17 protein-coding genes are annotated in these 21,979 nt (G+C 70.2%); 3 read left to right on the top strand and 14 right to left on the bottom strand.

Annotated features, from left to right (window positions below):
- The first annotated feature begins 108 nt into the window (after window positions 1-108).
- Window positions 109-1,011, top strand: coding sequence for a carbohydrate ABC transporter permease (locus J2X26_RS06840; protein ID WP_307490919.1), 903 nt, complete (start codon window positions 109-111; stop codon window positions 1,009-1,011).
- Complete coding sequence (locus J2X26_RS06835; protein ID WP_307490918.1) at window positions 1,011-1,907, top strand: carbohydrate ABC transporter permease; 897 nt, start codon at window positions 1,011-1,013, stop codon at window positions 1,905-1,907. Before J2X26_RS06840 ends, J2X26_RS06835 begins: the two co-directional genes overlap by 1 nt.
- Before the next feature lie 108 nt (window positions 1,908-2,015).
- Here J2X26_RS06835 and J2X26_RS06830 read toward each other — a convergent pair whose 3' ends face one another.
- The 12 genes from J2X26_RS06830 to J2X26_RS06775 all read right to left on the bottom strand — a co-directional run bounded on the left by J2X26_RS06830 (window position 2,016) and on the right by J2X26_RS06775 (window position 20,530).
- The gene (locus J2X26_RS06830) at window positions 2,016-2,798 is read right to left on the bottom strand and encodes an ATP-binding cassette domain-containing protein (RefSeq protein WP_307490916.1); all 783 of its coding nucleotides are present in this window, start codon (window positions 2,796-2,798) and stop codon (window positions 2,016-2,018) included.
- 78 nt (window positions 2,799-2,876) lie between these two features.
- Window positions 2,877-4,070 carry an ROK family transcriptional regulator gene (locus J2X26_RS06825; protein WP_307490914.1) on the bottom strand — a complete coding sequence of 398 codons (1,194 nt, stop codon included), beginning with the start codon at window positions 4,068-4,070 and terminating at the stop codon, window positions 2,877-2,879.
- 69 nt (window positions 4,071-4,139) lie between these two features.
- The gene (mmsB, locus tag J2X26_RS06820) at window positions 4,140-5,321 is read right to left on the bottom strand and encodes a multiple monosaccharide ABC transporter permease (RefSeq protein WP_055912426.1); all 1,182 of its coding nucleotides are present in this window, start codon (window positions 5,319-5,321) and stop codon (window positions 4,140-4,142) included.
- The gene (gene mmsA, locus J2X26_RS06815) at window positions 5,318-6,856 is read right to left on the bottom strand and encodes a multiple monosaccharide ABC transporter ATP-binding protein (protein WP_307490913.1); all 1,539 of its coding nucleotides are present in this window, start codon (window positions 6,854-6,856) and stop codon (window positions 5,318-5,320) included. Before mmsA ends, mmsB begins: the two co-directional genes overlap by 4 nt.
- A gap of 117 nt (window positions 6,857-6,973) precedes the next feature.
- Window positions 6,974-8,116: a multiple monosaccharide ABC transporter substrate-binding protein gene (chvE, locus tag J2X26_RS06810; protein ID WP_307490912.1), complete on the bottom strand. Its 1,143-nt coding sequence runs from the start codon at window positions 8,114-8,116 to the stop codon at window positions 6,974-6,976.
- 340 nt (window positions 8,117-8,456) lie between these two features.
- Window positions 8,457-14,267 (bottom strand): pullulanase-type alpha-1,6-glucosidase, encoded by a 5,811-nt coding sequence (gene pulA, locus J2X26_RS06805; RefSeq protein ID WP_307490910.1) that lies wholly within the window; start codon window positions 14,265-14,267, stop codon window positions 8,457-8,459.
- 202 nt (window positions 14,268-14,469) lie between these two features.
- Window positions 14,470-15,192, bottom strand: coding sequence for a biuret amidohydrolase (gene biuH / locus J2X26_RS06800; RefSeq protein ID WP_307490908.1), 723 nt, complete (start codon window positions 15,190-15,192; stop codon window positions 14,470-14,472).
- Window positions 15,189-15,749, bottom strand: coding sequence for a cysteine hydrolase family protein (locus J2X26_RS06795; protein WP_307490906.1), 561 nt, complete (start codon window positions 15,747-15,749; stop codon window positions 15,189-15,191). The genes biuH and J2X26_RS06795 overlap by 4 nt, the downstream gene beginning before the upstream one ends.
- A gap of 50 nt (window positions 15,750-15,799) precedes the next feature.
- Window positions 15,800-16,951, bottom strand: coding sequence for a BMP family ABC transporter substrate-binding protein (locus J2X26_RS06790; protein ID WP_307490904.1), 1,152 nt, complete (start codon window positions 16,949-16,951; stop codon window positions 15,800-15,802).
- A gap of 32 nt (window positions 16,952-16,983) precedes the next feature.
- Window positions 16,984-17,895: an ABC transporter permease gene (locus J2X26_RS06785; RefSeq protein WP_307490902.1), complete on the bottom strand. Its 912-nt coding sequence runs from the start codon at window positions 17,893-17,895 to the stop codon at window positions 16,984-16,986.
- The gene (locus tag J2X26_RS06780) at window positions 17,892-18,989 is read right to left on the bottom strand and encodes an ABC transporter permease (RefSeq protein ID WP_307490900.1); all 1,098 of its coding nucleotides are present in this window, start codon (window positions 18,987-18,989) and stop codon (window positions 17,892-17,894) included. Before J2X26_RS06780 ends, J2X26_RS06785 begins: the two co-directional genes overlap by 4 nt.
- Window positions 18,986-20,530 carry an ABC transporter ATP-binding protein gene (locus J2X26_RS06775; protein ID WP_307490898.1) on the bottom strand — a complete coding sequence of 515 codons (1,545 nt, stop codon included), beginning with the start codon at window positions 20,528-20,530 and terminating at the stop codon, window positions 18,986-18,988. Before J2X26_RS06775 ends, J2X26_RS06780 begins: the two co-directional genes overlap by 4 nt.
- 145 nt (window positions 20,531-20,675) lie before the next feature.
- Here J2X26_RS06775 and J2X26_RS06770 point away from each other — a divergent pair, with 145 nt between their 5' ends.
- On the top strand, window positions 20,676-21,302 hold the full coding sequence (locus J2X26_RS06770; protein ID WP_307490897.1) for an alpha/beta fold hydrolase: 627 nt from the start codon (window positions 20,676-20,678) through the stop codon (window positions 21,300-21,302).
- On the opposite strand, the gene J2X26_RS06765 is transcribed toward J2X26_RS06770, so the two are convergent.
- Together J2X26_RS06765 and J2X26_RS06760 are read right to left on the bottom strand one after the other, a co-directional pair.
- The gene (locus tag J2X26_RS06765) at window positions 21,299-21,565 is read right to left on the bottom strand and encodes a DUF167 domain-containing protein (protein WP_307490895.1); all 267 of its coding nucleotides are present in this window, start codon (window positions 21,563-21,565) and stop codon (window positions 21,299-21,301) included. The two genes, J2X26_RS06770 and J2X26_RS06765, sit on opposite strands and share 4 nt — an antisense overlap.
- Window positions 21,562-21,978 carry a hypothetical protein gene (locus tag J2X26_RS06760; protein WP_307490894.1) on the bottom strand — a complete coding sequence of 139 codons (417 nt, stop codon included), beginning with the start codon at window positions 21,976-21,978 and terminating at the stop codon, window positions 21,562-21,564. Before J2X26_RS06760 ends, J2X26_RS06765 begins: the two co-directional genes overlap by 4 nt.
- Between the last annotated feature and the right edge of the window lies 1 nt (window position 21,979).

Below are 21,979 nucleotides of genomic sequence, written 5' to 3'. Positions count from 1 at the left end.
CAGGGCCGGGGCGGTGCCGCGCTCCACATCCGCAGCACCGCACGCCCCGGGTCGGTCGCTCCGACCGCCCGACCCGTCCGCTCGCTCGTCACGACTCAGGAGGCACTCGTGCCCCGACAGATCCGTACGTGGGGCCCGCCCCTCCTGCTCATCTCGCCGACCTTGATCCTGCTCGGCGTCTTCGTCTACGGACTCCTCACCATCAACGCGACGACGTCGATGAAGGACATCCACAACGCCGCCCAGGCGAACGGCCGTGAGCCCGTCAGCTTCGTGTGGTTCCAGAACTACATCGACCTGTTCGGCTCCGAGGAGTTCCAGCACTCGCTGAAGAACCTCGTCATCTACACGGTCGTCTTCCTCGCGGGGACCATGATCTTCGGGTTCCTCTGGGCCTGGCTGCTCGACCGCCCGGTGCGGTTCGAGGGCGTCTTCCGCTCGATCTACCTGTTCCCCATGGCCGTGTCGTTCGTCGCGTCCGGTGTCGTGTGGCGCTGGCTGCTGAACTCCAACCAGGGCGAGAACGCCTCCGGCCTGAACCGGCTGTTCCAGATGATCGGGCTGCCGTTCCTGCAGAACAACTGGTGGAACAACGTCGACGTCGGCATCGCCGCGATCGCGATCCCCGCGATCTGGCAGCTGTCGGGCTACGTGATGGCCCTCTTCCTGGCCGGCTTCCGGGGTGTTCCCGAGGAGCTGCGCGAGGCCGCCCGCGTCGACGGCTCCTCCACCTGGCAGATGTACCGCCACGTGGTCTTCCCGCAGCTGAGCCCCGTCGCCCTGTCCGCCGTCATCATCGTCGGGCACATGTCCCTCAAGGCGTTCGACCTGATCATGTCGATCTCGAAGCCGGCGAACTACCAGACCAAGGTGCCCGCCATCGACATGTACGTCTTCAAGTCGAGCTTCGACTACTCCAACGCGGCCGCCGTCGGCGCGATCCTGCTCGTCATCGTCGCGGTGCTGATCGTCCCGTACCTGGTGCACCTCAACCGGACGGAGAAGCACTGATGACCGTCGTCACGCCCACGGAGTTCACCGCTCCCCTCGGCGCCCCGCTCACCCTCGAGCCGGAGAAGCAGACCAGCCGCTTCTCCAAGGGCCGGACCGCCAAGTACGCCCTGCTCATCTTCTTCACGCTCATCGTCCTGATCCCGGTCTACGTGCTCGTCGTGACCAGCTTCAAGGGTCAGGGCGACGCCTCCCCCGCACGTGCGTGGAACCTCCCGCAGGTGTGGGTGACCGAGAACTGGACCGGCGCGTGGCAGGCCCTCTCGCCGTCGCTGTGGCGCACGTTCCAGATGGTCATCCCGGCCGCGATCATCTCCTCGTTCCTCGGGTCGATGAACGGCTTCGTGCTGGCCCGCTGGCGATTCCGCGGTGCGGACATCGTCTTCACGCTGATCCTGTTCGGGATGTTCATCCCGTACCAGGCCGTGATGATCCCGCTGCTGCAGCTCATCCTCGGCGCCGGCATCCCGTCGGGTGTCCCGTCGCTGATCATCCTGCACGTCATCTACGGCCTGCCGATCACGACGCTGATCTTCCGCAACTACTACATGTCGATCCCCGACGAGCTGGTCGAGGCCGCCCGCGTGGACGGTGCCGGGATGCTGCGGACCTACTGGTCCGTCATCCTGCCGATCTCGATCCCCAGCTTCGTGGTCGTGCTCATCTGGCAGTTCACCTCGGCGTGGAACGACTTCCTCTTCGCGGTGTTCTTCTCCTCCAGCCAGAACGGCCCGGTCACCCTGGCGCTGAACAACCTGGCCAACGGTGCCCTGCTCACCAACTACGGCATCTCGATGGCGGGCGCCCTGCTCGCGTCGCTGCCCACGCTGCTGGTGTACATCCTGCTCGGGAAGTACTTCATCGGCGGCCTCATGTCCGGTTCGGTCAAGGGCTGACGCCCCTGGCGTGACCACCCGCCGCGGTCTCCGCAACCCGGCACAGCCGAAGGGCCCCCGCCAGTCACCTGTCGGGGGCCCTTCGTGCGTGCCGGTACGAGCTGCTGCTCAGCGCAGCGCGGCCATCCGGCGCAGCATCTCGTTGTCCTGGCTGGTTGCCCCGGTGATCGCCGCGAGGATGGACTCGTAGCTGGCGGTGTCCGCGTCGAACGCGCCGTTGTTGCGCCCGTGCCGCAGGACCACGATGCGGTCCGAGACCGCGCGGACGTCGTTCATGTTGTGGCTGATGAGGATCACGCCGTGGCCCAGGTCCCGCAGCCGCTCGATGTACGTGAGGACCTCCGCCGTCTGGGCGACGGACAGTGCCGCCGTGGGCTCGTCGAGCACCACCAGGCGCGGGGAGCCGATCAGGGTGCGCGCGATCGCGACCGCCTGGCGCTGCCCCGCCGACAGCTCCGACAGCGGGGTGCGCACCGACGGGATCCGCAGCGTGAGGTCCCGCAGGATCCCCCGCGCCATCTGCTCCATGCGACCGTCGTCGAGCAGCGCGCCGTCGGTGAGCTCGCGGCCGAGGAAGATGTTCGACGTCACGTCGAGGTTGCCGCACAGGGCGAGGTCCTGGAAGACGGTCGCGATCCCGAGCGCGTGCGCCGCGGACGGCGACGGGATCGTCTGCTCCACGCCGTCGATCTCGATCAGGCCGGAGTCGGGCTGGAGCACGCCGGAGATCACCTTGGCGAGCGTCGACTTGCCCGCACCGTTGTCGCCGACCAGCGCCACCACCTGGTGGGCGTGCACGTCGAGGTCGACGCCGACGAGAGCCTCGACGGCGCCGAACCGCAGGCTGATCTGCCGGAGGGACAGCAGCGGGACCCGGGGGTTCTCGCTCATGACCTCACCTGCTCCTCGTTGGGCACGTACGTGCAGTGAAACCCCGACCGGTGCGTGCGTCAATGCGCCATCTCCTGTTCACCCGCGCAGCTCGTCCCCTGCGGCGCGTGCCTGCTCGTCGGACCGGACCACGAAGTCGGTCGACCGCAGGACGAGCTCCAGGGCGCCGACGACCTCCGCGCGCTGGCCGAGCTCGGCAGGGACCACCTCGAGCGGCGCGATCTGGTTGAGCAGCACGCGCTGCCGGATCGCCTCGCGCAGCGGGCTGAGCAGGAGCTCTCCCGTCTCGGCGAGCTCTCCTCCGACGACGATGCACTGCGGGTTGACCGCGGTCGCGAGGCCGGACACCACCTCACCGATGATCGAGCCGGCGTCCGCGATGACGCGCGCGCAGCCCGGGTCACCCTCGATCGCCCGCTGGATCACGTCGCGCAGGGCGAGCGTGCCGTGGCTGGAGCGCAGGGGCTCGAGCAGCGCCGGGCCGCCGACGACGGTGTCGAGGCACCCGCGGCTGCCGCACCGGCAGATGTCTCCCTGCGGGTCCACCTGCACGTGCCCGATCTCGCCCGCGGTCCCGCCGAACCCGCGGTGCACCTGGCCGCCGATCACGATGCCGGCGCCGGTCCCGTGCGACGCCCGCACGTAGACGGAGTCGCGGTACGGGCGAGACGCCCCGTGCGTGCTCTCGGCGAGCGCCCCCAGGTTCGCGTCGTTGTCGACGAACACCGGGCAGCCCAGCCGCTTCGAGAGCACGTGGCCGACGTGGATCTCGTCCCAGCCGCGCATGATGCCACGGACCGAGACCATGCCGGTGGCGCTGTCGACGGGCGCCGGCAGGCCGATGCCGATCCCGACGACCTCGTCGAGCGTCGACCCCACCCGCTCGAGGAGGTCCGCCACGAGCAGCGCCGCGCGGTCCAGGCTGGTGTCGAGGCGGTGCTCGTTCGGCAGCGGGAGGGTCTGCTCGGCGACGACCTCGTTCATGACGTCGCCGAGCGCGATCCGCATGTGCCGCGGGCCGATGTGGATGCCGACCGCGAGCCCCACCCGGTGGGCGATCGTGACCATCTGGGCACGACGCCCACTGCGGGTGGTGTTCCGGGTGTCGACCACCCCGGCGGCGAGCAGCTCCTTGACGATCGTGGAGACCGTCGCCGCGGACAGGCCCGTCGACCCGGCGAGCTCGACCTGCGTGAGCCCGCCGTGCCGGTGGACCGTCTCGACGATCAGCGCGCGGTTGGCCTCACGAAGAGAGGACTGCGACCCTGACATCGCAACCCGTCCTCCCACGCCCGCGAGCATAGCCGCGGGCCTCGTCCGTGCTGGTCAGCCGACCGATCGTCAGCGCGCCGCGCCCGCGCGCCGCTTGTTGTAGATGTCGAACGCGACGGCCAGCAGCAGGACCAGGCCCTTGACCATCTGCTGCACCGACTGGTCGATGCCCATGAGCTGCATGCCGTTGCTCATGACGGCCATGATCAGGCCACCGACCATCGCGCCGGTCACCCGGCCGACGCCACCGGTGGTCGATGCGCCACCGATGAAGCAGGCGGCGATGGCGTCGAGCTCGAACATCTCACCGGCGCTGGGTTGTGCCCCGTTGGACCGCGAGGAGTAGACCACGCCGGCCACGGCGGCGAGCATGCCCATGTTGACGAAGATCCAGAAGTTGACGTGCTTGACCTTCACGCCGGACAGCTGCGCGGCGGACAGGTTGCCACCGATCGCGTAGACGTGGCGGCCGAACACGGTCTTCGTGGTGACGATCTGGTACGCGATGACCAGGATGCCGAGGATGATCAGCACGATCGGCAGACCACGGCTGCGGGCCAGCTGGTAGGTGAAGGCCATGCCGACGAGACCGACCAGGACGAGCTTGGTGATGAAGATCGGCATCGATTCGACGACCTGCTGGTACTTGATCCGGCCGAGCCGGGCGCGGTACTGGCTGAACGCGTAGCCGAGGACCGCGATCGCCCCGATGACCAGGGTGAACACGTCGATGCCCTGACCGCCCAGGAAGCCGTTGAGGAAGCCACCGGCGATCTTCTGGTACTCCGCGGGGAACGGCGACAGGGAGATGTTGCCGAGCACCTGGAGGGTCATGCCGCGGAAGAGCAGCATGCCGGCCAGGGTCACGATGAACGCAGGGATGCCGACGTACGCGACCCAGAAGCCCTGCCACATGCCGACCAGGAGCCCGACGGCGAGCCCGGCGAGAACGCCGACCCACCAGGGCAGGCCGCGCTGGATGACGACGACCGCCGAGACCGCACCCGTGAGCGCGACCACCGACCCGACGGACAGGTCGATGTGACCGCCGATGATCACGATGACCATGCCGATCGCGAGGATCAGGATGTAGGAGTACTGCAGGACGATGTTGGTGACGTTGCCCGGGCTGAGCAGCACCCCGTCCGTGAGGATGGTGAAGAGACCCACGATCGCCACGAAAGCGACGTAGATCCCACTCTGGCGCAGGTTCCTCGTGAAGAGGTCCTTCAGGCCTGCCATGGCGGTCATCGAACCTGGTCCTTTTCCTTGGTCATGAGCTCCATCAAGTTCTCCTGGGTCGCCTGCTCCTTCGGCAGCGAACCGGTGATCCGGCCGGCCGAGAGCGTGTAGATCCGGTTGCAGATGCCGAGCAGCTCGGGCAGCTCCGAGGAGATGACCAGGACGGCCCTGCCCTCCTCGGCGAGACGGTTGATCAGCGTGTAGATCTCGTACTTGGCACCGACGTCGATGCCGCGCGTCGGCTCGTCGAGGATCAGCACCTGGGGGTCCGTGTAGAGCCACTTGCTCAGCACGACCTTCTGCTGGTTGCCGCCGGACAGCTTCCCCGAGAGCGCCAGCACCGTCGGTGCCTTGATGTTCATGCTCTGGCGGAAGCTCTCGGCGACCTTGATCTCCTCGTTGCTGTTCACCCAGCCACCGCGCGACACCTTCGACAGGTTCGCGGCGGAGATGTTCGTGCGGATGTCCTCGATGAGGTTCAGCCCGTACTTCTTGCGGTCCTCCGTGGCGTACGCGATGCCGTGGTTGATCGCCTCGGAGACGGTGGCGACGCGGATCTCCTTGCCGTGCAGGAAGACCTTGCCGGTGATGTGGCTGCCGTACGAGCGGCCGAAGACGGACATCGCGAGCTCGGTGCGCCCGGCGCCCATGAGTCCGGCGAGACCGACGATCTCGCCCGCACGCACGGTGAGGTTGGCGCCGTCGACGACGATGCGGTCGGGGTCGGTGGGGTGGTGCACGGTCCAGTCCTCGATCCGCAGCACCTCCTCGCCGATCTGCGACTCGTGCGGCGGGAACCGGTGCCCGAGGTCGCGGCCGACCATCCCGCGGATGATGCGCTCCTGCGTGACCTCGTCGGCGACCATGTCGAGCGTCTCGACCGTGCGGCCGTCGCGGATGATCGTCGTGGTGTCGGCGATCTCGGCGATCTCGTTGAGCTTGTGGGAGATCATGATGGACGTCATGCCCTGCGCCTTGAGCTGGCGCAGGAGGCCCAGCAGGTGCTCGGAGTCGTTGTCGTTGAGGGCGGCCGTCGGCTCGTCGAGGATCAGCAGCTTGACCTCCTTCGACAGCGCCTTGGCGATCTCGACGAGCTGCTGCTTGCCGACGCCCAGCTGTCCGACGGGGGTGACCGGGAGCTCGTCCAGACCGACCCGCTCGAGGAGCGCTACGGCCTGCGAGTTGGCGAGGTTCCAGTCGATCAGCCCGCGGCGCGAGCGCTCGTTGCCGAGGAAGATGTTCTCCGCGATGGAGAGGTAGGGCACCAGCGCGAGCTCCTGGTGGATGATCACGATGCCCTTGGCCTCGGAGTCGTTGATCGACCCGAACTGGACCTCTTCACCCTCGAAGAGGATCGATCCGTCGTACGTGCCGTGCGGGTACACGCCCGACAGCACCTTCATCAGCGTCGACTTGCCTGCGCCGTTCTCACCGCAGATCGCGTGAATCTCGCCACGCTGGACCGACATCGACACGTCCTGCAGCGCCTTGACGCCGGGGAAGGTCTTCGTGATGGCTTGCATCTCGAGAATGGAGTTGGCCATGGGGCTTCCACCGTCCTTCGTCGTGCAGGGTGCCGCCGTCGGCACCCCTCGTGGGGGGCGACCCGGGCCGACCGGCACCGTGTGGTGCCGGCCGGCCGCAGGTCAGGACGGTACGGGTCAGGCCTGGCCGGAGGCGACCTGCTCCTCGGTCCAGTAGCCCGAGTCGATCAGGAGCGACTGGATGTTGTCCTTGTAGACGATGTCCGACTCGAGGAGGAAGGACGGGACGACCTTGACGCCGTTGTCGTACGTCTCGGTGTCGTTCGCCTCGGGCTCCTCACCGGCGAGGAAGGACTGCGCCGAGATGACGGCCTGCTCGGCGAGCTTGCGGGTGTCCTTGAAGATCGTCGAGAACTGGACGTCGTCGTTGATCAGCTTGACCGACGCGATCTCCGCGTCCTGGCCGGTGACGATCGGCAGGCCATCGGCGATCGTGGGACCGTAGCCGGCGTTCTGCAGCGCGGTGATGATGCCGCGGGACAGGCCGTCGTACGGGGACAGGACGCCCTGCACCTTGCTGCCGTCGGAGTACGTCGACGTCAGCAGGTCCTCCATGCGCTTCTGGGCGGTCTCCTGCAGCCAGCGCAGCGTCGCGACCTGCTCGATGTCGGTCTGGCCCGACTTCACGACGAGCGTGCCGGCGTCGATGTACTCCTGCAGGGTGTCCATCGCGCCCTGGTAGAAGAAGTGCGCGTTGTTGTCGTCCAGCGAGCCGGCGAACAGCTCGATGTTGAACGGGCCGGCAGCGTCGCCCTTGGAGCCGTCGGCGTTGAGCACGCCCAGCCCGACGAGCAGCGACGTCGCCTGCTGGACGCCGACCTTGTAGTTGTCGAACGTCACGTAGAAGTCGACGTTCTCGCTGTCACGGATCAGGCGGTCGTAGGCGATGACCGGGATGTTCGCGTCAGCGGCGGCCTGCAGCTGGTTGGACAGTGCGGTGCCGTCGATCGAGGCGATGATCAGCAGGTCAGCGCCCTTGGTGATCATCTGGTCGATCTGCTGCTGCTGGGTCGGGATGTCGTCGCCGGCGAACTGCAGGTCCACCGTGTAGCCGGCGTCCTTCAGGCCCTTCTCGACCGCGTCGCCGTCGGCGATCCACCGCTCGGAGGTCTGCGTCGGCATCGCGACGCCGACGGTGAGGTCGCCGGCGTCTGCCGAGCCGCCCGTCGAGTCGTCGGTGCTGCCGGCGCCGCTGCCCGAGCAGGCGGCCAGTCCGAGTGCGACGACCGCACCCATTGCCGCGATGGTGATCCGTCGCATTGCTTGCTCCTTCTCATCGTTGAGAGGTCCGGTGTTCGGACCTGACGAGCTCGGGTTCGTCGGCCCCGGACAGCGTCTGCGCTGCCTCGGCCGGTGTCCCGGCTGCGTTCCCCGGCTGTGCCGGTGATCGCTGCGGTGCTCACTTTCTTCTCTTCGAGTCTCGAAGTCAAACCCTGGTGTGCGGGGACATGATTACAAATCCATCACGATGTGAGCGCCCACATCACGGTTATCTCACGATCTGGTGCCGGTTTGGCTTCGCAGCGCGAACCTATGCGGTCACGTGCCGGGCAGCGCGACGGGCCCGCGACCGAGGTCACGGGCCCGTCGAGGGACGTCGTCAGCTGCGCTGCGAGCCCCACCAGCTCCGGACCGAGTCCCACCAGCCGTGGCCGTGGCCCCAGGTCGCGTGGTTCTCGACCAGCACCGCGACGGTCCGCGGCGGGACCGTCACCGTACCCGTGGCCTTGTCCCAGGTCGTGCCCTTGACCACCGGGTCGCTGCCCTTGGCCTGGACCGGCGACAGGGTCAGCTTGTGGCCCGACAGCGACGAGACGGTCTGCGTGGTGGCCTCGTCGGACGCGTTGACCACGACCAGGACGCCGTCCAGCTTCTTGTCCACGTCCTTGGCCCACCACCGCGTCGTCGGGTCCCAGCCGGGCTCGTCGTCGATCGTCATGACGACCACGCCCGGATCGGCGTCGGGACCCGAGCCAGGGAAGCCGACCTTCTGCTCGATCAGGTCGGCCGAGCCGAGCCGGAACAGCGGCGTCGAGAACCGCAGCTTCAGCAGGTCGTCGGCGGCCTTCGACGCCGTGGCGATGTCCGCCGGGGTCGGCTTCAGCGCCGGGTCCGCCAGCAGCGGCTGCTGGAACGGCCACTTGGCCTCGTTGTCGGGCGCCGGGGGCAGACCACGGCCGAAGCCGTTGTCCTGGCCGGACAGGTCGAGCAGGTTGAACCAGTCGCCCGAGTTGTAGCTGTTGCGGTCGAGCGACTTGCTGCGCAGCAGGTCGGCGCCCGCGTGCCAGAACGACGGGGTCTGGGCCAGAGCCGTCGTCGCCAGCGAGACGGTGTTCATGCGCACGCGGTCCGCCATCGGGGTGTCCGTGGGCAGCTTGTACGTGAGCGAGTCCCACAGCGTCTCGTTGTCGTGGGCGTCGACGTAGGTGATGACCTCCTCCGGGGAGTCGGCGTACCCGGCCGGCTGGCCGTTGTAGAGGATCTCCAAACCCTTCTGGTCCGTGCCCGCGCTCGTCTCGAAGGCGTAGTCGCGCAGGTTGCCCGCCATCCCGAGGCGGACCAGGTCGGCGTCGTGCGCCGCCCGGGCCAGCTGGTCGGCCGTCGAGCCGTTGATCGCGTCACCGTTCGGGTCGGTCCCGCCACCGGAGCCGAAGCCCTGGATGCGCGGGTTCTCGTCGAACGGGCCGCCGCCGCGGACCGCGTCACGCAGCCGGTCGGAGAACGTGCCGATGCCCGTCCCGCCCAGCTGCCCCTGCGTGGCCTGCGTGAAGAGCGCGTTGTTCGCCACCTCGCCGAAGTTCCAACCCTCGCCGTACAGGTAGACCTTCGAGCCGTCGACACCGTCCTTCTTCGGCGTGAGCTTGTCGAGGGCGGTCCGGACCGCCTCCATGTTCTCCACCGAGTGGTGGCCCATGAGGTCGAACCGGAAGCCGTCGACCTTGTAGTCGCGGGCCCACGTCACCACCGAGTCGACCATGGCCTTCTCCGCCATCGCGTGCTCCGTGGCGATGTTCTGGCAGCACGTCGAGGTCTCGACGTTTCCGGTCGCGTTGAGCCGCTGGTAGTAGCCGGGGACCACGCGGTCCAGCACGGACTGCGGCGACTGCCCGCTGGCCGTGGTGTGGTTGAACACCTGGTCGAGCACCACCTGCAGACCGTCCGCGTGCAGCGCGCCGACCATCGTGCGGAACTCGGCGACACGCGCACCGCCGTTCGCGTCCACCGCGTACGACCCCTCGGGCGTCGTCCAGTGCAGCGGGTCGTAGCCCCAGTTGAAGCCGTCGGCGTCAGCGACCGCCGTGACGCACGCCTGCTGCTGGTCGGAGTCCGGCGCGTACGACGCGAGGTCGCAGTCCGGGGTCTCCTGCAGCGCCCTGTCCTCCTGGATGGAGGCGATGTCGAACGTCGGCAGCAGGTGGACCGTGGTCAGGCCCGCCTTCTCGAGCTCACGCAGGTGCGCGCGGCCGTCGCCGTTGGTGGCGAAAGCGAGGTAGGTCCCGCGCTTGGCGGCCGGCACCTTCATGTCATTGATGGAGAAGTCCCGCACGTGCAGCTCGTAGATCGTCTGGTCCACGGGCCGCACCACCGGCTGCTTCGCCTTCTCCCACTCGCGCGGGCGGAAGGCCTTGTCGGCCAGGTCCACCAGCACCGAGTGCGTCGAGTTGAGCGTGAGCGCCACCGAGTACGGGTCCGTGACCCGGTTGACCTCGACCTGGTCGGTCGTCGGCGCGTACACCGTGACCTCCCAGAGGTAGGTCGCCCCGGCCCACGACTTCTTGCCGTCCACGGTCCAGGAGCCGTCGGACTGCCGCTGCGCTGCGACGCGCTGGTCGGTGCCGACCAGCAGGTCGACCTTCTGGGCCGTCGGAGCCCACAGCGCGAGCGACGGGACACCCTTCTTCCACGTCGCACCCAGGCTCCGCTTGGCCGCCTGACCGGCGTACAGGTCGTCCAGGACGCCCGGGATCTGCACCCCGGTCGCCGCCTGGTACGTGCCGTCGGCCGCCGCCTGGGTGACCAGGAGCGCACCGCGCAGGAGCTCCGCCGCCGGCGTCCCGTCGGGCACGCGCAGGGCGAGGTAGCCCTCGAGCGCCGGGAAGCGCTCGAGCTGCGCCGCCGTGAGGCCCGCCGGGTCGTAGGTGAGCGCGACCGGCTCGCCGTCGCCGAGGTCCGCCACGGAGAGCCCACCGGTCGGCGAGCCGTACAGGGCGAACGTGCTCTCGGCAGGGGTCGGTGCCCACGCGGCCGGCCAGGCGATCGTGCGTGCGTCGATCCAGTGCGCGCGCTCCTCGCCCGCGCCGGGCAGCGGCGGGTCCGTGACCTCGATGGTCAGCACGTGCGTGGCCAGCACGTAGGAGAACGTCACGGGCTTGCCGCTCGTCACCGCGAACGGGATGTTGGCACCACCCGGGGCGCCGCCCGCTCCGTAGTTCTCGGTCCAGCCGAGGTCGTGCGCGACCTTGGCTTCGTACGCACCGGCGGGCAGCCGGTCCGTCGTGAACGTGTACGTCCCGTCGCCGTCCGGGTCCTGGAGCCACGTGGCCATGCACTCCGGCAACCAGTCTCCCGCGCAGCCCAGCTCGCTGTTGTGCGAGCCCGGCACGGTCACGATGCCGCCCTGCGCGGTCGACGTGAAGTTGTGGGTCGTCGGGTCGTAGAAGAACGTCACCTCGCCGTCCGCGGCCAGGGTGTACGTCGCGTTCGGGCCGCCCGGCACCCCGTTCGCGCCGTAGTTCACCGTCCAGCTGTTGTCGATCGCGACCTTGTACTCGTACGTGCCAGCCGGGAGGTCGAACGTTCCGGACCACACCCCGTCGCCGCCCTTCGTGAGCTGCGCGGTGGTGCAGTCGGGCTGCCAGTCGCCCGGGCAGCCCATCTCGGTGTTGTGGGTGCCGGGCACGGAGACGGCCGTCGGGCCGGTCGGCGGCTCCGGGACCACGCCGTCGACGGCGACGCCCACGCTGCCGAACGTCGACGCGGCGGACCGGTGACCGGCGGCGTCCACGGAGACCGCGCGGTACTCGACGAGCGTGCCGGGGTCCAGGTCGGTGGTGGTGTGGAAGACCCGGGGGGACGTCGTCTCCGACGTGCCCAGCGGTGCCCATGCGTCCTCGCCCACCACCCGGTAGGCGAACGAGGTCTGGCTCCAGACGTCGTTCGCGACGGCGGCTGCCACCGGGGCCTGCGCCCCGAGCTCCGCACCGGCGTTCGGCACGTTCACGGCGATGTCGCCCGCGGTGGCCGGCGCCGCCACGGGGGCGCCGGCCTTGAGCACGATCGCGCTCAGGGCGGGGATCGACACCTCGACGGTCCCGTCGGCGGCTGCCGTGACGGCCGTCGACGTCCCGTACAGCGGAGCGAACGTCGCCCCGGGCGTGAGGGTGTCGATCGTCGCGGTCGCCGGGGTCGTGCCGTTGTTCGTTGCGACGAGGTGCTCGACCCGCTCGTCGGCGTCGACTCGGGAGAACGCGTAGACGGCACCGTCGGCAAGCCGCTCGATCTGGGCGCCGTGCTGGAGCGCCGGCGTGCTGCTGCGCAGCGTGGCCAACCCGGCGATGTGCTCGTAGAGCACCGTGTCCGTGGCGTAGCGGTCGACGGCACCCGCGAGGGTCCCGTCCAGCAGGAGCTGGTTGGCGTACTCGTCGACCTGAGTGGCGAACATCGACTGGCGCGCGTTCTTGTCCCCGCCGTTCGGCTGACCGTTCAGCGTGCCGTCGCCCACGAAGCCCTGCTCGTCGCCGTAGTACACGACGGGCTGGCCCCGGGTCAGGTACATGAGCGAGTGAGCGAGGCCGGAGCGCTTCTCCCGGTCGGTCGCGTCCTTCACGACGTACCCGATCCGACCCATGTCGTGGTTGCCGAGGAACGTGGGAAGCGCCTGCGCGTTGGTCGTCGGTGTCGTGTAGTGGTCGTCGCCGGCGAACAGCGCCGACAGACCGCCGGCGTCAGCACCACGGGCGTAGTTGCTGGCCGCCGACTGGAACGTGAAGTCGAGGACCGCGTTCATGTCGCTGTCACGCAGGTACGGCGCCAGCTTGACCGGGTCGGCGTCGTAGACCTCGCCGAACATGAAGAAGTCGTCGTTGCCGACCGACTCCGCGTGGTCGCGCACGCCGGTCGTGAACTTCTGCCAGAACTCGAAGTTCACGTGCTTGGCGGTATCGATCCGGAAGCCGTCGACGCCCAGGTCGACCCACTGGTTGTAGACGTCCACGAAGCCGTCCACCACGCTCGGGTGCTCGGTCATCAGGTCGTCCAGACCGTCGAAGTCGCCGTACGTCACGGACTCCCCGGACCACGTCGAGTTCCCACGGTTGTGATAGAGCGTCGGGTCGTTCAGCCAGGCAGGGACCTTGACGTCCGCGGCCGCGGGGTCGATGACCGGTGTGTACGGGAAGGACGTCGCCGGGTCCAGCGTCGGGAAGGTGTCCGTGCCCGCGTAGGTGGCCGGGTCGAACTCCGTGCCGGCAGCGTCGGTGTACGGGCTGGTCTCCTGGTCGATGTACGCGTACTGGCCCTCGGCGTAGTCGATGACGTCGGCCGTGTGGTTGGTGATGATGTCGAAGTAGACGTCGATCCCGCGCGCGTGGGCGTCGGCGATCAGCGCCTCCAGCTCCGCGTTGGTACCCAGGTGCGGGTCGATCTGCGTGAAGTCCGTGATCCAGTACCCGTGGTACCCGGCCGACACGTCCGCGCCGCTGCCCTGCACGGGACGGTTCTTGAACGACGGCGTGAGCCAGATCGCGGTCGTCCCGAGGCCCTCGATGTAGTCGAGCTGGTCGTGCAGGCCGGCGAGGTCGCCGCCCTCGTAGAAGCCCTTGTTCGTCGGGTCGTAGCCCGTGACCAGGCTGTCTCCCGTGAGCCCGCCGGTGTCGTTGGCGTCGTCGCCGTCCGCGAACCGGTCGGTCATCACGAAGTAGAACTGCTTGTCCGCGCCCGGGTCCCGCACCGGGTCCGCGACGAGGGCGTCGTCGGCCGGCGTGTAGTCGCCGCCCAGGTCCAGCGGGGTCAGCGCGATGCGGTGCGTGGTGTCGTCATAGGTGAACCGCAGGCTCGACGGGCCGGCGACGACGAGCGGGATGTTCGCGTCGCCGCCGTCCTTCCCGTACGCCTCGTCCCAGCTGTCGTCGATGGCGACCTTGTACTCGAAGGTGCCGGCGGGGACCGTGAAGTCGGCGGAGTAGACCCCCGCCGTGGCGGTCAGGGCGAGCTCGGTGTCGGCGCACGCGGGCTGCCAGTCGTCGGTGCAGCCGAGCTCGCTCTGCAACGAGCCGACGAGCGCGACCGTGCGGTCGGCGGCGGAGGCGGGGGTCACGGCGGCGGCGACGAGCCCGACGCCGGCGACCGCGACGGCGGTCAGCGCAGCGAGGCCGCGGGAGAGAGGTCGGACGGGGGCGTCGGCGGGCGACATGGCGACTCCTTCGTCTCCCCGCACGTCGATGTGCGGGGCAGGTGTCGCCGACCGTATCCGCTTGCAGCAACTTGCAGCAAGCGATACGGGCGAATCTCTGAAGACGGGAGGGAACGGACGCGCTCCCACGCGCGGGCCGCCACCCTCTCGCGCCCAAAAGGGTGACGGGGTGTCGTCCTGCCTGACAGGACGACGCCGTCCGCTAGGCGGTCACCGGGTTCGCCAGAGACGCCAGGAGCGCCGCCGAGTCCGCGACCGCGCCGAACACGCCGCCCTGCATCGTCACCATCTTCAGCGCCGCCAGGTAGTTGCCGTAGTCCGTGGCGCCCGTGCAGTCCGACAGCAGCAGGCACTCGTACCCGCGGTCGTTGGCGTCGCGCATGGTGGTGTGCACGCAGACGTCGGTGGTGATGCCGGTGAGGATGATGTGCGTGATCCCCCGGCTGCGCAGGATCAGGTCCAGGTCGGTGGCGTAGAACGAGCCCTTGCCGGGCTTGTCGATGACCAGCTCCCCCGGCAGCGGCGCGACCTCGGGGACGATCTCCCAGCCGGGCTCGCCGCGCGTGAGGATGCGGCCGCACGGGCCGAGGTCCCCGATGCCGGCGTCGATCCGCCGCGAGCGCCAGAGCTTGTTGGCGGGCAGGTCCGACAGGTCGGGCCGGTGACCCTCGCGCGTGTGCAGGATGTGGAACCCGAGCTCGCGGGCGACCGCCAGCATCGCCGCCGTCGGCGCCAGTCCCGCGCGGGTGAGCGCCAGGTCGTAGCCCATCGCGTCGACGTAGCCCCCGGGCCCGCAGAAGTCCTGCTGCCAGTCGATGTTGAGCACGGCGGTGGTCGCGGCGGAGAACGAGCCGTCGTACGGCCAGGCGTAGGGGTCGGCCTCGACGGGACCGAAGGTGGTGGTGGTGGTCAGCAGCTCGGTCATGTCAGGGCTCCAACGGTCAGCTCGGCGGTGGACAGGGCGGCGACGACGTCAGCACTGGAGCCGACAGCCCCGAAGATGCCGCCCGACATCTCGATGCTCGACACCGACGCCGGCACCAGGGAGGGGTCGATCGGCACGCAGGCGTCGAGCACGAGCAGGCACTCGTACCCGCGGTCGTTGGCGTCGCGCATCGTGGAGTGCACGCAGGTCTCCAGCCCGACGCCGGTGAGCAGCAGGCGACGGATGCGGCCGGTACGGAGCACGAGGTCGAGGTCACTGGCGTAGAACCCGTCGACCCCGCCGGCGGTGAGGTCCAGGTCCGCGACACCGGCGGCAGCCTCCGACGGGATGCCGGGTGGGCGCAGGGCGCCGGGTGCGGGTGCCGTCGTCCGGACGACGATCACCTTGCCGCCCACGGCGTGCACCGCGGCGGCGAGCGGCTCGGTGGTCTCGGGCGGCTCGACGCCGACGGGCAGGACGACCAGGAGCGCGGTCCCGGGCCCGCCGAGGTCGCCGTCGTACGGCCACGGGTACGGCGTGGTGCCGGTGACGTGCATGGCTCCTCCAGGAAGAGGGCGGGGGCCGGTGAGACCGGCCCCCGCCAGGGTCAGGAGACTGTTCCGGTGACGCCCTGCACGAAGTAGTCCATCTGCTCGATGGTCTCGATCGGCGGGGTCTCGCCCTCGGGGACGGTCACGGTCCCGTCCTGCGCGGTGACCGGTCCGGTGAACGGGCTGCCCCCCGCCTCGAGGTCCGCAGCAGCGGCGGCGATGAGCGCCTTGGTCTCGTCGGTCACGCTGGGCCCGAACGCGGAGGCCACGAACGGGTTCTTGCCGCTGGCCATGTTGGCGCGGTAGTTGGCGTTGTACTCGCTGCCCGTGAAGTCACCGTCGATCGCCGTCTGCACGATGTCCGTGTACAGCGGGCCCCAGTCCCACTCGGACCCCGTGAGCCAGCCTTCGGGCGCCAGCGACGACGCGTCAGCGTGGTAGCCGACCGTGTACGCACCGGCGGCCTCGGTCGCCTCGATGATCGTCTTGGTGCAGTCCTGGTGCTGCGTCATCACGTCGACGCCGGAGCTGAGCAGCGACGCCACCCGGTCGGCCTGCGTTGCCGGGTCGCACCAGCTGGTCGTCGAGACCGCGGTGACGTCGACGTCCGGCCGCACCGACTGGGCACCGAGCGTGAACGCGTTGATGTTGGCCAGCGTCTGCGGGATCGGGATGGCGTAGACGTAGCCGAGCTTCCCGGTCGTCGTCGCGGCCCCCGCGGCGATGCCGGCCAGGTACACGGGCTCGAAGACGCTCCCGAAGTACGTGCCCATGTTGGCGGGCACCGGGTCGAGCAGCCCGCCCTGGTGGACGACGACGACCTCGGGGTGCGCCTCGGCGACCTGCTTGGCCGCGTCCAGGTGGCCGTAGCTGGTGGCGAAGATGATCGTCGCCCCCTGCGCGACCATGCTCTCCCTCGTCGTCGCGGCGGTGTCGTCCTCGGGGATGTTGTACGCCTCGAGGACGTCGAGGTCGGGGAACTCCTCCCGCAGCGCCTCGACACCCTGGTAGACGGCCTGGTTGTAGCCGAAGTCGTCCTTCGGCCCGACGGCGATGACACCGACCGTCGTGGCGTCGGCGCCGGGCGCCGAGTCACCGGCCGGGGCGGAGCTGTCGCCCTCCGGGGAGCTGACGGCGGGGCTGCACGCGGCGAGGACCGCGACCACCGCCGCGACGAGACACACGCGTGCTGTTCGGGTGAGGCGCATGGTGGACCTTCCGTTCAAGGGGGCGGGGACCATCAGGTGGTGCGGCTGTTGTCGAACACCTTGAGCAGCTCGTCCGGGGCGGCGAGCATCGTGCGGCGGCCCAGCACGGCCAGGACGACGAGGGTGAGCACGAACGGCACGGCGTTGAGTGCGAACTGGTTCACGGCGATGCCCGAGGTCTGCAGCACGGACGCCAGCGACAGCGCGGCACCGAACAGGTACGCGCCGGCCATGATCCGGATCGGGTTCCACATCGCGAAGATCACGAGGGCCACCGCGATGAAGCCGCGGCCGGCGATCATGTTCTCGAACCAGCTGTTGGCGTACGCGATGGAGATGTGCGCTCCACCGATGCCCGCCAGCGCACCTCCCGCGACCGTCGCGCAGTAGCGCACGGCCTTCACCGAGTACCCGTGGACCTCGAGCGCCTCCGTGCGCTCGCCGGCCGTGCGGACCAGGAGGCCGACGCGGGTGCGGAACAGCACCCACCAGATGACCGGTGCCGCGACGTAGGCGATGTACACCAGCGGGTCGTGGTCGAACAGGATCGGGCCGATGCCGGGGATCTCGCTCGGGCCCGGGACGGGGACGGGCGTGAACGCGTTGATCTGCTGGCTCACGTAGCTGACGCCGAACAGCGCCGTCACGCCGAGGGCGAGGAAGTACAGGGTCAGGCCGCTGGCGAACTGGTTGGCACGCCGGCTGACCACGAGGACGGCGTGCACCAGGCTCAGCAGCGCGCCCGCCAGCGCGCCGCCGAGGACCCCCAGCCACGGGTTCCCGGTCTGCGCGGTCACCGCGTACCCACCAAGAGCACCGAGCAGCATCGCCCCCTCGGTGCCCAGGTTGATGACGCCACCGCGCTCGGAGATCGTCTCCCCCAGCCCCGCGTACATGATGGACGTGCCGCCGCGGACCGCCCCGGCCAGGATGTCGATGATCACGAGCGCACCTTCCGCGGGCTGGTCCAGCCGAGGACGGCCAGCAGCACCAGACCCATGAGGATGTTGACGCTCGCGGCCGGCAGGCCCGAGCCGATCTGGAGGCTGTTGCCGGACACCGCGATCGCGGCCAGCACGAGCGAGGCGATCAGCAGCGGCAGCGGCTTGTGCCGCGACAGCCAGCTGGCCAGGAACGCGACGTAGCCGATGGTCAGGCCGAACGTCGGCCGCAGCTTGTACTCCATCCCAGCGAGCTGGATGAAGCCCGCGAGGCCGGCCAGGGCACCGCCGATGAGCAGCGCGGTGAGCAGCAGCGTGACCACCGGCAGCCCGGCCCGACGCGCGGCCTCCGCGTTGCCGCCGACCACCGACAGGCGGAAGCCCCACGTCGTGCGGGACAGGGCGAACCAGACGGCCCCCGCCGCGACGACCGCCAGCGCCACCCCGACGTGGATCGCGGTCCCGGCGAACACCGGGAGCTTCATCGCGTCGTTGAGCTCCACGCTCGTGGACTGTCCGAGGGCCGCCGGGTCCTTCCAGGGACCGAGGATGAGGAAGAGCATCGAGTACAGGGCGACGTAGTTGAGCAGCAGGGTGGTGACGGCCTCGTTGACCTTCACGACGAGCCGCATCGCGGCGGCGATCCCGGCCCACGCGGCACCCGCGACGATCGCGGCGAGGACCATCAGCAGCATGACGAGCCACGGTGACGCGACGGGCGTGAGCCACAGCGCCACGCCGGCCGCCGCGACGGCCCCGATGATCAGCTGCCCCTCACCGCCGACGTTCACCAGACCGGCGCGGGCGGGGACGACGACGGCCAGCCCCGCGAGCGCGATGGGTGCGGCCCGCAGCACGATCTGCTGGAACTGCCCCGGCTGCGTGAGGGTCGACGTCCAGATGTCGGCGTAGACCGCGAACGGGTCGGCGCCGTTGGCCAGCACGAACGCCCCGAACACCACGAGTCCCGCGATCAGCGCCCCGACCCACCGCAGCAGCGTGGAGCCGCGGCTCACGAACCGTCCCCGCCCGCCTGTGGCCGGCGGTGCGGACGGTGGCGGGAGCGGTGGCGCCGACTTCTCGACTTCCTGGCTCATGCCACGCCTCCGAGCATCAGTCGTCCGATGGACATCCGGTCGGCGCCGGCGGTGTCGACGACCCCGACCAGGTGCCCGTCGTGCATGACGGCGATCCGGTCGGCCACGGCGATGAGCTCGTCGAGGTCCTCCGAGACCATGAGCACGCCCGCGCCGCGAGCACGGTGCTCCAGCAGCAGCTCCTGCGTGCGCCGCGTGTTCGCGACGTCCAGCCCTCGGCTCGGGTAGGCCGCGACGACCAGTGAGGCGTCCTGGCCCAGCTCGCGGGTGAGCAGGACGCGCTGGATGTTGCCGCCCGACAGGGACGACAGGGTCCGCTTGGTGGGGGCCATGTGCAGGCCCACGCGCTCGTCCAGCACCGCCGTCCGCGCACCGACGGCCGGCCAGTCGATCCCGAGCCCGCGCCGCGGCACCGCCCGCCCGTCGAGCACCATGTGCTCCAGCACGGTCAGCCCGGGCACCACCGAGTCCACGACCGGGTCCTCCGGCACCGCGACCGCGCCCCCGTCGATCGCCGTGCGGGCGGTGACCTCCGTCGAGTCGCCCACCCGGACCGTGCCGTGGGTGACCGGCCGCAGGCCCAGCGCCACCTCGCACAGCTCCTTCTGGCCACTGCCCGCCACGCCCGCGACACCGACCAGCTCGCCCGGGTGCACCTCGAGGTCCACGCCCTTGAGCGCGACGTGCCCGCGGTCTCCGAGCGCCGTGGCGCCCCGGAGCTCCAGCACGGCATGCTCGCGCGGCGGCACCGCGACGCGCTCCACCGCGAGCGGCGGCACCCGACGGCCGACCATCGCCTCGACCAGCTCGGCGTCGGAGAAGTTCCCGGGGTCCTCGGCGTTCAGGATCACCTGGCCGCCGCGCAGCACGGTCACCTGGTCGGCGATCGCGCGGACCTCCCCCAGCTTGTGCGTCACCAGCACCACGCCGAGGCCCTGGTCGCGCAGCTGCGCCACGACGCCGAACAGCGCCTCGACCTCCTGCGGCGCGAGCACGCTCGTCGGCTCGTCGAGGATGACGAGCCGCGCCCCGGTCATGAGGACCTTGAGGATCTCCGCGCGCTGGCGTTCGCCGATGGACAGGTGCCGGACCTGCGCGGACGGGTCGACGGCGAGCCCGTAGGCCTCCGACGCCTCCGTGATCCGCGCGGCCAGCCGGGCCAGCCGCAGCGTCGGCCCGTCGGGCAGTGCGAGGGCGATGTTCTCCGCGACCGTCAGCGCGGGCACCAGGCGCAGGTCCTGGAACACCATGCCGATGCCGAGGGCCCGTGCGTCAGCGGGGCTGCCCGGCGACACGGGCGCACCGTCGACGAACATGCGTCCCTCGTCGGGCGTGTAGACGCCGTAGATCATCTTGAGCAACGTGCTCTTGCCGGCCCCGTTCTCCCCGATCAGGCCGTGCACGGTGCCGGGCAGGACCGTGAGGTCCACGTCCCAGTTGGCCTGCACCTCACCGAAGCGCTTGGACAGGCTGCGCACCTCGAGAAGCGCGGCGGGCTTGCCCACCCGACCCCGGGCGCGGGCGACGGCGTCGGTGGTCATGGTGCCGACCGCGGCGACGGAGGAGTATCCACAGCGGTATCCGCTCGTGTATCCATGACGGGAGGTTAGGAGCGCCATGTTTCGGACATTCGAGACATAGGTAACGCTTGCGTGTCTGACCTGGGACGGCGCCTACGCTCACGCCATGGCGACCCCGCGCGTGCTCCTGGTGCACGGAGCAGCGACGACGTCCCGCGTGTGGGATCGGGTGCGCGGGCTCCTGCGCGACGACGGGCTCGAGGTCGTCGCCCCCGACCGGGCCAGCAGCGGGGATCTCGCCGTCGAGCTCGCAGCGCTGGCCGACGACGCGGACGGCGCTGTGGTCGTCGGCGTCTCCGGCGGTGCGACCCTCGGCCTCGCCCTTGCCTCGGACCGGAGGATCGCCGGTGCCGTCCTGCACGAGCCGGCGGTCGGGTCCCTGGTCCCCGGCCTGCTCGACCACGTCGTCGCCGGGTTCACCTCCGCGGGCGTCCCCGGCTTCGGCGCCGCGCTCTACGGACCCTCGTGGACGCCGGCGATGGCACCTGCCGACCCGGACGCCGTCGCCCGCGACCTCGCGATGTTCCGCAGGTTCGAGCCGGCGCCGCTGCACCTCGGTCAGGGCCGCGTCGTCGTCACGGTCGGCGAGCACTCCCTTCCTGCCCGGCACCGCGCGGCGTGGGCGCTGCACGACCTGCTCGGCGTCGAGGTGCGCGTACTGCCCGGGACCGGGCACTTCGTCCAGCACGACAACCCGCAGGCGCTGGCGGACGCGATCAGGTCCGTCCTCTAGCCGCCACGGAGCACGGCGAGCCGCGCAGCGACCTCCGCGTCGTCCGCGTCGACCTCCACCACCTTGTCGCGGCTCGTCGCCCCCGAGACCAGCCGGACCTGGCGAGGCCGCACGCCCAGCGCCTCCGCCAGGGCGTCCAGCGCCGCCCGCGTCGCGGCGCCGCCCACGGCGCGCGCCCCCACCGCGACGACGAGGCTGTCCGCGTACGTCCCGCCCACGGCAGTGCGGGACGCACCGGGCCGTACCCGGATGGCCACCCTCACGACCGAGGCCCCACCAGAGGTCCCGGGTCGCGACGCAGACGCCGGAACAGCGCGACCCCGACCGCCACCAGCGCCACGCCGACGAGCACGTACGGCCACGGGTTCGACTGGACCACGCACGCGGACGCGCCGGTCACCCCCTCGGCACAGACGGTCCCCGGCCCCTGCCGGTTCAGCCACGCGAGCGCCAGCGGGAGGGCGGCGAGGCCGGTGACGACACCGACCTGCGCAGGACGCACGCCCTGCCGCACGACGAGCAGCCCGCCGACCAGCACCAGGGCCAGCGCGACGAACAGCCCGCCCGGGATACCGAGCCCGAGACCCGCACCGATCCCGGCACCGAGCAGCACCCAGCCGAGGAACGCCGCGACGCCGGTACCCGGGAGCGGGGTGCGGACTTCCTCGGCCCACAAG

The organism is Cellulomonas humilata (assembly GCF_030814415.1).
Lineage (GTDB): Bacteria > Actinomycetota > Actinomycetes > Actinomycetales > Cellulomonadaceae > Cellulomonas > Cellulomonas humilata_A.
The sequence above is the reverse complement of the archived record's forward strand: the minus strand, read 5'-3'. Positions and strand labels throughout refer to the sequence as shown.

Excerpts from the sequence above, each read along its gene's own strand:
- J2X26_RS06835 (WP_307490918.1), top strand. The coding sequence starts at position 1,011 with ATGACCGTCGTCACGCCCACGGAGTTCACCGCTCCCCTCGGCGCCCCG.
- J2X26_RS06830 (WP_307490916.1), bottom strand. The coding sequence starts at position 2,798 with ATGAGCGAGAACCCCCGGGTCCCGCTGCTGTCCCTCCGGCAGATCAGC.
- J2X26_RS06825 (WP_307490914.1), bottom strand. The coding sequence starts at position 4,070 with ATGTCAGGGTCGCAGTCCTCTCTTCGTGAGGCCAACCGCGCGCTGATC.
- mmsB (WP_055912426.1), bottom strand. The coding sequence starts at position 5,321 with ATGACCGCCATGGCAGGCCTGAAGGACCTCTTCACGAGGAACCTGCGC.
- mmsA (WP_307490913.1), bottom strand. The coding sequence starts at position 6,856 with ATGGCCAACTCCATTCTCGAGATGCAAGCCATCACGAAGACCTTCCCC.
- chvE (WP_307490912.1), bottom strand. The coding sequence starts at position 8,116 with ATGCGACGGATCACCATCGCGGCAATGGGTGCGGTCGTCGCACTCGGA.
- pulA (WP_307490910.1), bottom strand. The coding sequence starts at position 14,267 with ATGTCGCCCGCCGACGCCCCCGTCCGACCTCTCTCCCGCGGCCTCGCT.
- biuH (WP_307490908.1), bottom strand. The coding sequence starts at position 15,192 with ATGACCGAGCTGCTGACCACCACCACCACCTTCGGTCCCGTCGAGGCC.
- J2X26_RS06795 (WP_307490906.1), bottom strand. The coding sequence starts at position 15,749 with ATGCACGTCACCGGCACCACGCCGTACCCGTGGCCGTACGACGGCGAC.
- J2X26_RS06790 (WP_307490904.1), bottom strand. The coding sequence starts at position 16,951 with ATGCGCCTCACCCGAACAGCACGCGTGTGTCTCGTCGCGGCGGTGGTC.
- J2X26_RS06780 (WP_307490900.1), bottom strand. The coding sequence starts at position 18,989 with ATGAGCCAGGAAGTCGAGAAGTCGGCGCCACCGCTCCCGCCACCGTCC.
- J2X26_RS06775 (WP_307490898.1), bottom strand. The coding sequence starts at position 20,530 with ATGACCACCGACGCCGTCGCCCGCGCCCGGGGTCGGGTGGGCAAGCCC.
- J2X26_RS06770 (WP_307490897.1), top strand. The coding sequence starts at position 20,676 with ATGGCGACCCCGCGCGTGCTCCTGGTGCACGGAGCAGCGACGACGTCC.